General features: G+C 64.6%; 14 protein-coding genes. 6 read left to right on the top strand and 8 right to left on the bottom strand.

All coding sequences use genetic code 11. The annotated features are described in order from the left end of the window. Nucleotides 1-157: 157 nt before the first annotated feature. The 6 genes from C6A77_RS05385 to C6A77_RS05360 all read right to left on the bottom strand — a co-directional run bounded on the left by C6A77_RS05385 (nucleotide 158) and on the right by C6A77_RS05360 (nucleotide 6,774). Nucleotides 158-1,579: an amino acid permease gene (locus C6A77_RS05385; protein WP_161959647.1), complete on the bottom strand. Its 1,422-nt coding sequence runs from the start codon at nucleotides 1,577-1,579 to the stop codon at nucleotides 158-160. Between the two features lie 742 nt (nucleotides 1,580-2,321). Continuing rightward, nucleotides 2,322-3,389: a 23S rRNA pseudouridine(2605) synthase RluB gene (gene rluB, locus C6A77_RS05380; RefSeq protein ID WP_114168355.1), complete on the bottom strand. Its 1,068-nt coding sequence runs from the start codon at nucleotides 3,387-3,389 to the stop codon at nucleotides 2,322-2,324. 273 nt (nucleotides 3,390-3,662) lie between these two features. Further along, the gene (gene scpB / locus C6A77_RS05375) at nucleotides 3,663-4,433 is read right to left on the bottom strand and encodes an SMC-Scp complex subunit ScpB (protein ID WP_114168378.1); all 771 of its coding nucleotides are present in this window, start codon (nucleotides 4,431-4,433) and stop codon (nucleotides 3,663-3,665) included. Then, the gene (locus tag C6A77_RS05370; protein WP_161959648.1) at nucleotides 4,420-5,145 is read right to left on the bottom strand and encodes a ScpA family protein; all 726 of its coding nucleotides are present in this window, start codon (nucleotides 5,143-5,145) and stop codon (nucleotides 4,420-4,422) included. Before C6A77_RS05370 ends, scpB begins: the two co-directional genes overlap by 14 nt. Nucleotides 5,146-5,270: 125 nt before the next feature. Further along, on the bottom strand, nucleotides 5,271-5,900 hold the full coding sequence (locus tag C6A77_RS05365; RefSeq protein WP_114168377.1) for an L-threonylcarbamoyladenylate synthase: 630 nt from the start codon (nucleotides 5,898-5,900) through the stop codon (nucleotides 5,271-5,273). A 13-nt stretch (nucleotides 5,901-5,913) separates the two neighbouring features. Further along, nucleotides 5,914-6,774: a PHP domain-containing protein gene (locus C6A77_RS05360; RefSeq protein WP_114168353.1), complete on the bottom strand. Its 861-nt coding sequence runs from the start codon at nucleotides 6,772-6,774 to the stop codon at nucleotides 5,914-5,916. Nucleotides 6,775-6,841: 67 nt separating this feature from the next. Between C6A77_RS05360 and C6A77_RS05355 the strand changes: the two genes are divergently transcribed. The 5 genes from C6A77_RS05355 (at nucleotide 6,842) to C6A77_RS05335 (ending at nucleotide 10,625) form a co-directional block, all read left to right on the top strand. Continuing rightward, entirely contained in the window at nucleotides 6,842-7,435 is a 594-nt protein-coding gene (locus C6A77_RS05355; RefSeq protein WP_114168352.1) for a septation protein A, read from the top strand. A gap of 1 nt (nucleotide 7,436) precedes the next feature. Continuing rightward, nucleotides 7,437-7,736 carry a YciI family protein gene (locus C6A77_RS05350; RefSeq protein ID WP_114168351.1) on the top strand — a complete coding sequence of 100 codons (300 nt, stop codon included), beginning with the start codon at nucleotides 7,437-7,439 and terminating at the stop codon, nucleotides 7,734-7,736. Between the two features lie 205 nt (nucleotides 7,737-7,941). Continuing rightward, the gene (locus C6A77_RS05345; RefSeq protein WP_114168350.1) at nucleotides 7,942-8,619 is read left to right on the top strand and encodes a response regulator transcription factor; all 678 of its coding nucleotides are present in this window, start codon (nucleotides 7,942-7,944) and stop codon (nucleotides 8,617-8,619) included. A gap of 188 nt (nucleotides 8,620-8,807) precedes the next feature. Continuing rightward, complete coding sequence (locus tag C6A77_RS05340) at nucleotides 8,808-9,224, top strand: Spy/CpxP family protein refolding chaperone (RefSeq protein WP_114168349.1); 417 nt, start codon at nucleotides 8,808-8,810, stop codon at nucleotides 9,222-9,224. 60 nt (nucleotides 9,225-9,284) lie between these two features. Continuing rightward, a complete protein-coding gene (locus tag C6A77_RS05335) occupies nucleotides 9,285-10,625 on the top strand; it encodes a HAMP domain-containing sensor histidine kinase (protein ID WP_114168348.1) in 1,341 nt (446 codons plus the stop codon). Between the two features lie 146 nt (nucleotides 10,626-10,771). Here the strand turns inward: C6A77_RS05335 and C6A77_RS05330 are convergent, their stop codons facing one another. Next, nucleotides 10,772-11,329, bottom strand: coding sequence for an NAD(P)H nitroreductase (locus C6A77_RS05330; RefSeq protein WP_114168347.1), 558 nt, complete (start codon nucleotides 11,327-11,329; stop codon nucleotides 10,772-10,774). Between the two features lie 102 nt (nucleotides 11,330-11,431). Here C6A77_RS05330 and C6A77_RS05325 point away from each other — a divergent pair, with 102 nt between their 5' ends. Then, complete coding sequence (locus C6A77_RS05325) at nucleotides 11,432-12,886, top strand: TrkH family potassium uptake protein (protein ID WP_114168346.1); 1,455 nt, start codon at nucleotides 11,432-11,434, stop codon at nucleotides 12,884-12,886. On the opposite strand, the gene C6A77_RS05320 is transcribed toward C6A77_RS05325, so the two are convergent. After that, the gene (locus tag C6A77_RS05320; protein WP_114168345.1) at nucleotides 12,843-13,904 is read right to left on the bottom strand and encodes an AraC family transcriptional regulator; all 1,062 of its coding nucleotides are present in this window, start codon (nucleotides 13,902-13,904) and stop codon (nucleotides 12,843-12,845) included. The genes C6A77_RS05325 and C6A77_RS05320 overlap by 44 nt on opposite strands. Nucleotides 13,905-14,031: the final 127 nt, after the last annotated feature.

The raw sequence follows: 14,031 nt of genomic DNA, 5'->3' as shown, positions 1-14,031 counted from the left end.
CCTTTCGCGGGCACGCCCGCTCCCACAGGGACATCACAGGCCCTGAGTGCTGCGCTGTACCTGTGGGAGCGGGCGCGCCCGCGAAAGGGCGGCACAGGCAACAAAAAACCCGAAGCCAGTCACCTGGCTTCGGGTTTCTCTGATCACCTGTAGCGCCTTACTTGGCCACGCTACCGACAACCCCACCGACCTGCGCCTTACGGCGACGCGGCTTGACCATGTACACCACGAACATCGCGAACAGCCACAGCGGCATCACATACACCGACACCTGGATACCCGGGATCATCAGCATGATGCCAAGGATCAGCACCACGAAGGCCAGGCAGATGTAGTTGCCATAGGGGTACCACAGCGCCTTGAACAGCGGCTTCTGGCCGGTGCGGTCGAGGTGCTGGCGGAACTTCAGGTGCGAGTAGCTGATCATTGCCCAGTTGATCACCAGGGTGGCCACCACCAGCGACATCAGCAGCTCCAGGGCGTTCTGCGGCATCAGGTAGTTGAGCAGCACGGCGAAGAAGGTCACGGCGGCCGAAGCCAGGATCGAACGCACTGGCACGCCACGCTTGTCGACCTTGGCCAGCGACGCCGGGGCATCGCCCTGCTCGGCCATGCCCAGCAGCATGCGGGCGTTGCAGTAGGTGCCGCTGTTGTACACCGACAGCGCGGCGGTCAGCACCACGAAGTTCAACAGGTGCGCGGCCACATCACTGCCCAGCAGCGAGAACACCTGCACGAACGGGCTGCTGCCATAGCTGCCGCCGGACGCGTCGATGCTGGCGACCAGGTTGTCCCACGGGGTCAGCGACAACAGCACCACCAGGGCACCGACATAGAAAATCAGAATGCGGTAGATGACCTGGTTGATCGCTTTGGGGATCACGGTCTTCGGCTTGTCGGCCTCGGCGGCGGTGAAGCCGAGCATTTCCAGGCCACCGAAGGAGAACATGATGAACGCCAGGGCCATCACCAGCCCGCTGACACCGTTCGGGAAGAAGCCACCATGCGACCACAGGTTGGCCACGGTGGCTTCAGGGCCGCCGCTGCCGCTGGTCAGGAGGTAGGCGCCCAGGCCGATCATGCTGACGATGGCCACCACCTTGATGATGGCGAACCAGAACTCGGCCTCACCGAAGAACTTCACGTTCATCAGGTTGATGGCGTTGATCAGCACGAAGAAGCCTGCCGCCGTGACCCAGGTAGGGATCTCCGGCCACCAGTAGTGAACATACTTGCCGACCGCCGAAAGCTCCGACATGCCCACCAGGATGTACAGCACCCAGCAGTTCCAGCCCGACAGGAAGCCGGCGAAACCACCCCAGTAGGTGTGGGCGAAATGGCTGAACGAGCCGGCCACCGGCTCTTCGACGATCATTTCGCCGAGCTGGCGCATGATCATGAAGGCGATGAAGCCGCAGAGGGCGTAGCCGAGGATCATCGACGGGCCGGCGGATTTCATCACGCCGGCAGAGCCGAGGAACAGACCGGTGCCAATCGCACCACCAAGGGCGATCAGCTGGATGTGGCGGTTCTTCAGGCCCCGCTTGAGCTCGCCTGAATGCATGTTTTGTCCACTCATGAACGAAGTCACCTGCATTGTTTTTATCTGTGACGGAATCGGACCCACGGCGCTTGTGGCGCAGCGGAATGGGCAAGGTGGTTACCTTGGGTTTCCTGACCTCAGGTGCCGCCGGGGCGGCTCAACCGGGTGTGATCAAGAGTGCGCGGTACGCAAAGGAGTCACAGGTAAAACGCGGCGCACTGTATACCCCTGCAAACGCGCAGGCGTCAACGCACTGCATCGTTTCCCCGGGAAAAAACGCAGCGATCCTGTGGTGTGGGCCTTGAAAGGCGGAGTGATCGGCGTACATGGCGCCTCCATTTGTTGTTTTGTCAGCCTGGCTCTGTGGACAGGCTTTTGCACACGGCAATTGCAGCTATAACACCGTGGCACGGGGGTTTGGGCAAGGGCGGGCGGGGGCTGGGCGACGGGCTGGGCGCATGGAGGTCGGCAAGGTTTGTTTACAGAATTGGCCCTGATCTGAAATGCGGACTGAAATCGGCCAGATTCGTATAGATTTTTTTACAGAGTGGTTCGGGAACTTGCCAGTCGTCCGAAAAATTCTTTTAGCTCAATATCTTGGGGCCGCTTTGCGGCCCATCGCCGGCAAGCCAGCTCCCACAGGGTCAGCACAATGGCCGGATTTACGGCAATCCTGTGGAAGCTGGCTTGCCGGCGATGGGCTGCAAAGCAGCCCCAAATTCTCACAGGCGTAAAAAACCAGCCCGAAGGCTGGTTTCTTTTTCAACGCAAAGGCCAATCAGCCACGCGGCTTGCCACGACCGCGTCCTGCCGGCTTTTCACCGTCAGGCTTGTTCGGGCGCTTGCGCATCTCGCTCGGGCGCTCGGCCACGGTGCTGCCACGGCTGGTCTTGCGCGGGGCTTCTTCACGCGGCTTGCGCGCCGGGCGCTCGTCGCCAGCGCCACCGTCCTGCGCCGGGCGCAGGTTGCGCACGCGCTCGCCACGGCCCAGCGGGCGGCTGGATTTGCGCTGCAGGCGCTCCATTTTGTCCTTGGCCTTGAGCTTCATGGCTGGCAACGCGACCGGCTGCAGGCCCACTTCAGCGGCGAGGATGTCGATTTCGCCCTGGCTCATTTCGCGCCAGCGGCCCATCGGCAGGTCGGAGTTGAGGAACACCGGGCCGAAACGCACGCGCTTCAGGCGGCTGACCACCATGCCCTGGGACTCCCACAGGCGACGCACTTCACGGTTACGGCCTTCCATCACCACGCAGTGGTACCAGTGGTTGAAGCCTTCGCCACCGGGTGCCTTCTGGATGTCGGTGAACTTGGCCGGGCCATCTTCCAGCATCACGCCGGCTTTCAGGCGCTCGATCATTTCGTCGTCGACTTCACCACGCACACGTACCGCGTACTCGCGGTCCATCTCGTAGGACGGGTGCATCAGGCGGTTGGCCAGTTCACCGTCGGTGGTGAACAGCAGCAGGCCGGTGGTATTGATGTCGAGGCGGCCGATGTTGATCCAGCGGCCTTCTTTCGGCCGTGGCAGGCGGTCGAACACGGTCGGGCGGCCTTCCGGGTCGTCACGGGTGCAGATTTCGCCATCGGGCTTGTTGTACATGATCACCCGGCGGGTGGCCTCGGCGGCCTCTTCGCGCTTGATCAGCTTGCCGTCCACGGCAATGGCATCGTGCAGGTCGACGCGCTGGCCAAGGGTGGCCTCGACGCCGTTGACCTTGATGCGGCCCTGGCTGATCCAGGCCTCGACATCACGGCGCGAGCCGACGCCAATGCGCGCCAGCACTTTCTGCAGCTTTTCGCCGGATGGAGGGGTGATTTCGGTATTTTGCAGGTCTTGCTCACTCATCTGGGCACCTCCCGGTGTAGGAATGAAAAAGGGTTTCTGGCGACGAATGCGCCAAAAGGCCGCGCATCATACGCGGTTCGTTGGGGGAACGCACTGGAGGGTAGAGAGTTTTGTGGGCTTTGCCAGGGGTTTCTGCCTAATGGTGATGTATTGGCAGTGCTGGCCTCTCCGCGGGTAAACCCGCTCCCACAGGTACAGCATCACTCTCAGGCCTGTGATATCCCTGTGGGAGCGGGTTTACCCGCGAAAGGGCCAGCACAGGCAACAAAGCCATCAGGGCAGTGACTTGCCCTCTTCCTCCACAGAGGCCTCGGGCTCTTCCTCGCGCAAGTCATCGAAATCGGTTTTCAACCCCTCCTCCATGGCATCCAGCTCCACCAGCAGGCTGCGGAAGCTGGTTTCCTCCTTCGGCTCGGCAACCTCCTCTTCTTCCCCCAGGCTGGCATCGGCCAAGGCCTGCAGGTGCGCCGGTACCGGGGCGTCATCCGGGTCGAGCAGCGGCTCCGGTTCCATCTCGCGCAGCTCGGCCAGGGCCGGCAGTTCGTCCAGGCTCTTGAGGTTGAAATGGTCGAGAAACGCCTTGGTGGTGGCGAACATCGCCGGCCGGCCGGGCACTTCGCGGTAGCCGACCACGCGGATCCATTCGCGCTCCATCAGGGTCTTGATGATGTTGCTGTTCACCGCCACGCCCCGCACATCCTCGATCTCGCCGCGGGTGATTGGCTGGCGGTAGGCGATCAGCGCCAGGGTTTCCAGCAGCGCGCGCGAGTAGCGCTGCGGGCGCTCCTCCCACAAGCGCCCGACCCACGGCGCAAAGCTCTCGCGAATCTGCAGGCGGTAGCCGCTGGCCACCTCCTTGAGTTCGAAGGCGCGGCCCTTGCACGACTCGCCCAGCAGCTCCAGGGCGCGCTTGAACACCTTGGGCTCCGGGCGCTCGGCTTGCTCGAACAGTTCGTACAGGCGCTCCAGGGATTGCGGCTTGCCCGAAGCCAGCAGGAAGGCTTCGATCAGCGACGCCAGGTCGCGGGGTTCATTCAGGTTCATCAGGTTCTTCAACACGCGCCGGGCGAAGCCGCACATGGATGGCGGCGAAGGGTTCATTCTGCACCAGTTCGACCAGCGATTCCTTCACCAGCTCAAGAATCGCCATGAACGTAACCACCACGCCCAGCTTGCCCTCCTCGGCGGCAAACAGCTCGACGAAGGGGACGAACGCGCCGCCCTTGAGGCGCTCCAGCACCTGGCTCATGCGCTCGCGGGTAGACAGGGTCTCGCGGCTGATCTGGTGGCTTTCGAACAGGTCGTTGCGGCGCATCACCTCGGCCATCGACACCAGCAGCTCTTCCAGGCTGACCTGCGGCAACAGCTTGCGCACCTTGGCCTGCGGCGCTTCCAGGCGCGGCACCAGCACCTCGCGGCCGACCCGTGGCAGCTCGTCGATGCCCTCGGCGGCGGCCTTGAAACGTTCGTACTCCTGCAAGCGGCGGATCAGCTCGGCGCGCGGGTCGCCCTCCTCTTCCTCGACCTCGGTCGAACGCGGCAGCAGCATGCGCGACTTGATCTCGGCGAGCATGGCGGCCATCACCAGGTATTCGGCAGCCAGCTCCAGGCGCACGCTCTTCATCAGCTCGACATAACCCATGTACTGCCGGGTGATTTCGGCTACCGGGATGTCGAGAATGTCGATGTTCTGCTTGCGGATCAGGTACAGCAACAAGTCCAGCGGCCCCTCGAACGCTTCGAGGATGACTTCCAGGGCGTCCGGCGGGATGTACAAATCCAGCGGCAGTTCGGTCAGGGCTTCGCCGTAGACCAGCGCCAGTTGCAACTGCCGAGGCTCCTCGGCCTGTGCGGCCGGCGCCTCGGGCGCATCCACCTGGCTCACGCGTCGACCAGGAATGGCGTCGGGTCGCCGCAGCCTTCGCGGATCAGCGCCGGCTCGTCGCCCGTCAGGTCGATGATGGTCGAGGCCTTGAGGTCACCGTAACCACCGTCGATGATCAGGTCGACATGGTGCTCCAGGCGCTGGCGGATCTCGTAGGGGTCGGTCATCGGCTCTTCTTCGGGCGGCAGGATCAGGCTCACGCTCATCAACGGTTCGCCGAGTTCTTCCAGCAGGGCCAGCACGATCGGGTTGGAGGGCACACGCAAGCCGATGGTGCGGCGCTTTTCGTGCATCAGCAGCCGCGGGACTTCGCGGGTGGCGTTGAGAATGAAGGTGTAGGGCCCCGGGATGTGCGCCTTGAGCAGGCGGAAGGTAGAGGTATCGATCTTGGCGAACAGGCCCATCTGCGACAGGTCGCAGCACAACAGGGTGAAGTTGTGCTGCTTGTCCAGCTTGCGCAAGGTGCGCACACGTTCGATCGCGCCCTTGTCACCGATCTGGCAGCCAAGCGCATAAGCCGAGTCGGTCGGATACACCACCACGCCACCCTTGCGGATGATCTCGACGGCCTGTTTTATCAGGCGCGCCTGCGGGTTCTCCGGATGAATCTGGAAAAATTGGCTCACGTAGTCGTCCTGTTCATAGCGCCAAAGGCTGTTCATGGCTGAATCGACGCCACAGAGGTGGCAGGTCCTCGGGCAATGGCCGGTAGGCACCGATCTCGCCCCAGGTGCCGGGGCCGTGGAAGTCGCTGCCAGCGCTTGCCAGCAGACCAAACTCACGGGTAAGGATGGACATCGTGCCCACCTGCTCGGCCGGCATCATCCCGTTGACCACTTCAAGTGCCTGCCCGCCTGCCTGAATATAGTCGGCTATCAGCCTTCTGCGCTTGCTGCGGGTCAGATCGTAGTGCATGGGATGCGCCAGGCTCACCCAAGCGTTGGACTGGCGCAAAGTGGCGACGGTTTCATCCAGGCTCGGCCAGTGCTGCTTGACGTCGCCCAGCTTGCCGGCGCCCAGCCACTTGCGAAACGCCTCGCCGCGGTCCTTGACATGCCCGGCACGCACCAGAAACTCGGCAAAATGTGGGCGCGCCGGGGCGTTGCCGCTGTCACCCAGCTCGTGCTGCACGGCGCGGGCGCCTTCGAGGGTACCGGGCATGCCCTTGGCCGCCAGCCGTTTGTCGATTTCTTCGGCACGCAGCCAGCGGCCACGGTGCAACGCCTCGATTGCGGCCAGCAGGGGCGGCGCGTCAAGCGGGAAGTCATAACCCAGCACGTGGATGGTCGCGCCGCCCCAGGTGCACGACAGCTCCACCCCGCTGACCCAGTGCATGCCCTTGTCGCGGCAGGCCTGGCGCGCCTCGGGCAGGCCTTCGAGGGTGTCATGGTCGGTCAGTGCCAGCGTTTGCACCCCGTGCTCATGGGCCCGGGCGACCAGTACCGTGGGCGACAGGGCGCCGTCGGAGGCCGTGCTGTGACAGTGCAGATCAACATTCATGGAGGAGCGCTTTCGCTGGAATCGATGTTTGTTATTATGCCGTCACATCCCGATTCTGGCTGCCATTGTGAAACAATTCATCGATTTCATCCCGCTGCTGCTGTTCTTCATCGTCTACAAGCTCGACCCGCGCCCCATGGAAGTCGCCGGCCACAGCTTCGAATTCGGCGGTATCTACAGTGCCACGGCCATGCTGATCATCAGCTCGCTGGTGGTGTACGGCGCGCTGTTCCTGCGCCAGCGCAAGCTGGAAAAGGGCCAGTGGCTGACCTTGGTGGCGTGCCTGGTGTTCGGCGGCTTGACCCTGACCTTCCACAGCGAAACCTTCCTCAAGTGGAAGGCGCCGGTGGTGAACTGGCTGTTCGCCCTGGGCTTTGCCGGCAGCCACTTCGTCGGCGACCGGGTGCTGATCAAGCGCATCATGGGCCACGCGCTGAGCCTGCCGGATGCCATCTGGGCCCGCCTGAACCTGGCCTGGATCGCCTTCTTCCTGTTCTGCGGCGCGGCCAACCTGTTCGTCGCCTTCACCTTCCAGGACTTCTGGGTCGACTTCAAGGTGTTCGGCAGCCTGGGCATGACCGTGATTTTCCTGGTGGCGCAGGGCGTGTACCTGTCGCGCCACCTGCACGACGACCCTTCCACCTCCAAAACCAAGGATTGACATGCTCTACGCCATCATCGCCAGCGACGTCGCGAACTCCCTGGAAAAGCGCCTGGCCGCCCGCCCGGCGCACATCGAACGCCTGCAGCAGCTGAAGGCCGAGGGCCGCGTGGTACTGGCCGGCCCGCACCCGGCCATCGACAGCAACGACCCGGGCGAAGCGGGTTTCAGCGGCAGCCTGATCGTTGCCGAGTTCGAATCGCTGGCGGCGGCGCAGGCCTGGGCCGATGCCGACCCGTATATTGCGGCCGGGGTTTACGACCAGGTCGTGGTCAAGCCATTCAAGCAGGTACTGCCCTGAGCTGAGACCGCTTCGCCTGCTTCGCGGGCTTGCCCGCTCCCACAGGTAATCCACCAACCTCAAGATCTGTGGTGTCCCTGTGGGAGCGGGCAAGCCCGCGAAGAAGGCGACGCGGTACTGGCAGTTATACGCTTGCCATCAGTCTGCGGTATCTTTGCCACTGGCGGGCCGAATAGCCGCCGTCAATGGTTGAATTGAGTGAGTCATGAGCGAGCTGTTACTGATTGATGATGACCAGGAGCTGTGCGAGCTGCTCGGCAGCTGGCTGACCCAGGAAGGTTTTACCGTGCGTGCCTGCCATGATGGCCACAGCGCACGCCAGGCCTTGGCCACGCACGCCCCGGCGGCTGTGGTGCTGGATGTGATGCTGCCCGACGGCAGTGGCCTGGAACTGCTCAAGCAGTTGCGCAGCGAGCACACCGAACTGCCCGTGCTGATGCTCTCGGCCCGTGGCGAGCCACTGGACCGCATCCTCGGCCTGGAACTGGGCGCCGACGATTACCTGGCCAAACCCTGCGACCCGCGTGAACTCACCGCCCGCCTGCGTGCCGTGCTGCGCCGCAGCCACCCCACCGCCACCAGCAACCAGGTCGAACTGGGCGACCTGGTGTACAGCCCTGCGCGTGGCGTGGCCAGTGTCGATGGCCGCGAAATGACCCTTACGCTGTCCGAAAGCCGCATACTCGAAGCCCTGCTGCGCCAACCCGGCGAGCCACTGGACAAGCAGGAACTGGCGCAGATCGGCCTGGGCCGCAAGCTGACCCTGTACGACCGCAGCCTGGACATGCATGTCAGCAACCTGCGCAAGAAGATCGGCCCGCACGCCGATGGCCGGCCGCGCATCGTCGCCCTGCGCAGCCGTGGCTATTACTACTGCCTGTAACAAGGCTGGGGCCGCTGCGCGGCCCATCGCCGGCAAGCCAGGCTTCCCACAAGCACTGCGTTGGCTTCGGGTTCACACGGCACTGACTGGTCTTTACCGAGCCTTTACCTTGTGCTGACTGCGCCTGACGGTGATCTCCCTAGACTGTGCTCATCCGGTAACCACCGGCCCCTGAAAGGAGAGACACCATGCGCAAGACCCTTATCGCCCTGATGTTCGCCGCCGCCCTGCCGACCGTGGCCATGGCCATGCCTGAAGGCGGCCCGCGTCACGACGGCCCGCATCATCGCGGTGATGCGCCTTTCCACCAACTGGACCTGAGCCGTGACCAGCGCCAGCAGGTCGGCAAGCTGATGGGCGAGCAGATGAAACAGCGCCGCGACGTCACCGAGCGCTACCTGGCCAAGCTGCCAGAGGCCGAGCAGAAAGCCATGCAGGCCGAGCTGCAGGCCAACCGCGACAAGACCGACAGCGCCATTCGTGCCCTGCTCCAGCCCGAGCAGCAGAAGAAGTTCGACGAACTGCAGAAGGAACGCGCCGCACGAAAAGCCGAGTGGCAAGAGTTCCAGGCCTGGAAAGCTGAAAAAGCCGGCAAGGCCCAGTAAGCTGTCCGCCCGACGCCCGGCCCGCCTCAGCGCGAGCCGGGCTTTTACCGTTTGCAGGAGGTGCACTTGCGTTCACTGTTCTGGCGCATCCTGGCCAGTTTCTGGCTGGCCATCACCCTGGTTGCGGGCCTGTCGATCCTGCTCGGCCACATGCTCAACCAGGACACCTGGATCCTCAGCCGCCACCCGGGCCTGAACACCCTGGCCAGCAAGTGGGCCAAGCACTACGAACACGAAGGCCTGGCCTCGGCGCAGCACTTTCTGGAACGGCGCAAAAGCCGCTACAAGATCGACGTACAGGTGCTCGACGACAGTGGCGAGGCCGTGGTGCCCGGCACCTTCCCGCGCCGTGCGGCGGCACTCGAGGCGCGCCAGCACAACGACCAGCGGCGCCTGCCGTGGCGCCGCCTGACCGAGGAATACACCAGCCCCGACACCGGCGAGACCTACCTGCTGATCTACCGTATCCCGCACCCGGCGCTGGATGCCTGGCACCGTGAAAGCCTGTTGTGGCCGCTCAGCGCACTGGGCATCGCCCTGGTGGTGCTGACCCTGTTCAGCCTGCTGGTGACCCTGTCCATCACCCGCCCGCTCGGCCGCCTGCGCAGCGCCGTGCACGACCTCGGCCAGACCACCTACCAGCAGAACAGCCTGGCCCGGCTGGCGGCGCGGCGCGACGAATTCGGCGTGCTGGCCAAGGACTTCAACAAGATGGGCGCGCGCCTGCAAAGCACCATCGGCAGCCAGCGCCAGTTGCTGCGCGATGTGTCCCATGAGCTGCGTTCACCACTGGCCAGGTTGCGCATCGCCCTGGCCTTGGCCGAGCGCGCCGAGCCTGAGCAGCGCGAGGCCCTGTGGCCACGCCTGACCCGCGAATGCGACCGCCTGGAAGCGCTGATCAGCGAAATCCTCGCCCTGGCGCGGGTCGATGCCGAACAGGCCCATGCCGAGCCGGTCGACCTCAATGCGCTGCTCGGCAGCGTGCGCAAGGACGCCCTGCTCAGCGCCCCGGAACAGGACGTACGCCTGGAGGCGCAGCCGGGCTTGACCCTGCTGGGCTGGCCAACGCTGCTCGAGCGTGCCGTGGATAACCTGCTGCGCAACGCCCTGCGCTTCAACCCGGTGGGCCAGCCAGTCGAACTCAGCGCGGTGCGCGAGCACGACCGTATCCTGATCAGCGTGCGTGACCATGGGCCGGGGGCGGCGGCGGAACACCTGGCGCAGTTGGGCGAGCCGTTCTTCCGTGCCCCGGGGCAGGATGCGCCGGGGCATGGGTTGGGGCTGGCGATTGCGCGCAAGGCGGCGGAGCGCCATGGCGGCAGCCTGGAGCTGGGCAATCACCCGCAGGGTGGCTTTGTGGCGAGGCTGGAATTGCCTGTGGCTGAAGCGACAGGCAGTTGATTTGATGTAAATGCTCCCGGCCCTTCGCGGGCTTGCCCGCTCCCACAGGTAAAACACTGCCTTCAAGGCCTGTGTAGTACCTGTGGGAGCGGGCAAGCCCGCGAAGGAGCCGGGTGCCCTACTCCAGCAGTCAGCCCGAAACGGCGCTATTCGCCCCAGGCACTGACAAAATCAGCAGTCTGCAGAACAGGCGCGGTACGCGGCTCGGTCAACGGCGTGCCGACATACAGGTAACCGACCACCTCCTCGTTCTCGGCCAAGCCCAAGCCCGTGCGCACATGGGCATCGAAGGCCATGTCACCGGTGCGCCATACCGCGCCGATACCTTGCGCGTGCGCCGCAATCAGGATGCCGTGCGCGGCACAGCCGGCCGCCAGGCGCTGCTCGGACTTGGGCACCTTGAAGTGCTCCTGCAAGCGGGCCACCACCACGATCAGCAAAGGCGCCCGCATGGGCAGGGCGCGGGCCTTGTCCAGTGCAGCCTGGCTGGCATCTCCCTTGTGCTGCAGCGCTTCGGCGAACAGCTCGCCCAGCTTCTCGCGGCCCTGGCCTTCGATGGTAAGGAACCGCCACGGCCGCAGTTGGCCATGGTCGGGGGCGCGCAAGGCGGCCTGGAACAGCGCTTCGCGCTGGGCGGCATTGGGCGCCGGATCGGTAAGGCGTGGCACGGAAACACGGTTGAGCAATGCGTCGAGAGCCTCCATCGGCTACCCTCCTGGTAGGTGAATGTGCCGCCATTCTAGCGTTTACATCAGCAGACCCATAGGTAGAATGGCGCCCTTCCGTTTCGAGTCAGAGCAGATCACATGGCGTTGCCGACCTTAAGGATCATTGGTTTCATCATCGGCATCTTCCTGATTACCCTCGCCGTCAGCATGGCAGTGCCCATGGCCACCCTGGTGGTCTTCGAGCGCACCCGTGACATGCCGTCGTTCCTCTGGTCGAGCCTGATCACCTTCCTCGCCGGCCTGGCGCTGGTGCTGCCGGGTCGCCCCGAGCATGTGCACCTGCGCCCGCGCGACATGTACCTGCTGACCGTCAGCAGCTGGCTGGTGGTGTGCGTGTTCGCCGCCCTGCCGTTCCTGCTGACCCAGCACATCAGCTACACCGACGCCTTCTTCGAAAGCATGTCGGGCATCACCGCCACCGGCGCCACCGTGCTCAGCGGGCTCGACAACATGTCGCCGGGCATCCTGATGTGGCGCTCGATGCTGCACTGGCTCGGCGGTATCGGCTTCATCGGCATGGCGGTCGCGATCCTGCCGCTGCTGCGCATCGGTGGCATGCGCCTGTTCCAGACCGAATCGTCCGACCGCTCGGAAAAAGTCATGCCGCGCTCGCACATGGTCGCCAAGTCGATCGTGGGCGTGTACGTCGGCTTCTCGATCCTCGGTGCGCTGGGCTTCTGGTGGGCCGGCATGAGCCCGTTCGATGCGATCAACCACGCCATGTCGGCGATTTCCACGGGCGGTTTCTCCACCTCCGACCAGTCGCTGGCGAAATGGGACATCCCCGCCGTGCACTGGGTCGCGGTGGTGGTGATGATCCTTGGCAGCCTGCCCTTCACCCTTTATGTGGCAACCCTGCGCGGCAACCGCAAGGCACTGCTGCGCGACCAGCAGGTGCAGGGCCTGCTGGGGATGCTGGTGGCCACCTGGCTGGTGCTGGGCACCTGGTACTGGGCCACCACCAACCTGCACTGGCTCGACGCCCTGCGCCACGTGGCGCTGAACGTGACCTCGGTGGTCACCACCACCGGCTTCGCCCTCGGCGACTACAGCCTGTGGGGCAACTTCTCGCTGATGCTGTTCTTCTACCTGGGCTTCGTCGGTGGCTGCTCCGGCTCGACGGCCGGCGGCATCAAGATCTTCCGCTTCCAGGTCGCCTACATCCTGCTCAAGGCCAGCCTCAACCAGCTGATCCACCCACGCGCTGTGATCAAGCAGAAGTACAACGGCCACCGCCTCGACGAAGAGATCGTGCGCTCGATTCTGACCTTCTCGTTCTTCTTCGCCATCACCATCTGCGTAATGGCGCTGCTGCTGTCGCTGCTCGGCGTGGACTGGATGACCGCCCTGACCGGGGCCGCCGGCACGGTCTCGGGCGTCGGCCCGGGCCTGGGTGAAGTGATCGGCCCGTCGGGCAACTACGCCAGCCTGCCGGATGCGGCCAAGTGGATTCTCGCCAGCGGCATGCTGCTCGGGCGCCTGGAGATCATCACCGTGCTGGTGTTGTGCATGCCGGCGTTCTGGCGTCACTGAGCACGTCGCCGTCCGTGCCCAGGCGGGCACGGTATTCGCCTGGGGTGGCAGCGAACCAGCGGCGGAATGCCCGGTAGAAGTTGCTGGGGTCGGCAAAGCCCAGCAGGTAGGCGGTTTCCAGCAGGGTCATGGCGGGCTGCGCCAAGTATTGCTCGGCCAGTTCGCGGCGGGTGTCGTCGAGCAAGGTCTGGAAGCTGGTGCCTTCTTCCTGCAGCCGCCGCTGCAGGGTGCGCTGCGACAGGTGCAGGGCCTGGGCCACGGCTTCGCGCTTGGGCTCGCCCTGCGGCAGCACGCGGCACAGCACCTGGCGCACGCGGTGGCTGACCCGGCTTTCCGAGAAGCGCGCCAGGTACTCCCCGGCAAAACGGTCGTGCAGCACTGCCATGGCTTCGTTGGCGGTGGGCAGCGGCGCCTCCATGTCGGCGCGCTCGAACACCAGCGCATCGTGCGGTGCACCGAACACCAACGGTGAATGGAAAGCGACCCTGTACGGTTCGATGTTCTTTGGCTGCGGCCCCTGCACCAGCACCCGGCGCGGCTGCACCGGCCGGCCGCTGAGCCATTTGCACAGCGCCAGCGCACAGGCCAGCGACGCTTCGGCACTGTGCCGGGTGGGTGGCAAATGGTCGCCGTGCACGGTCAGGATCAGCGAATAACCTTCGGCGCCGAGGACGAAGCTGAGGTCGGAGCTTTCGGCGATGATGCGCTGGTAACGCACCAGGCGCTCGAAGCCTTCGGCCAGGGTGCGGCTGGACATCAGCGCATAGCCGACCACATGGAACGACGCCGGGCGCACCACCCGCGCCATGTTCAGGCCGATGGCCTCGTTGCCCGACAGCTCCACCGCCAGCTGCCACAGCCGGGTCATGGCGTCCTGAGGGAAGCGCGCATCGGGGTCGTCGAGGGCGGCGAAGTCCAGCCCCAGCTGCCGGAACATGGCCCGGCAGTCCAGCCCTTCCAGTTCCAGCGCCTTGACGATCCCTGATGCCCAGCTGGCTGACGTGGTTCTTTCGCTCATGACAGGATTCTTCTGCCGCCCGCTCCTGCGGTGCACCCCAAGGATATTCGATTGGCGCCTATTGTCACTGGTAGGCTTCGCCAGTCACTCTAGACTCGAATCAGGCTCCACGCCGTGCAGCTTGTCC

Origin of the sequence: Pseudomonas sp. AFG_SD02_1510_Pfu_092 (genome assembly GCF_003331055.1) — a bacterium.
Classification (GTDB): Bacteria; Pseudomonadota; Gammaproteobacteria; order Pseudomonadales; family Pseudomonadaceae; genus Aquipseudomonas.
The sequence above is the reverse complement of the archived record's forward strand: the minus strand, read 5'-3'. Positions and strand labels throughout refer to the sequence as shown.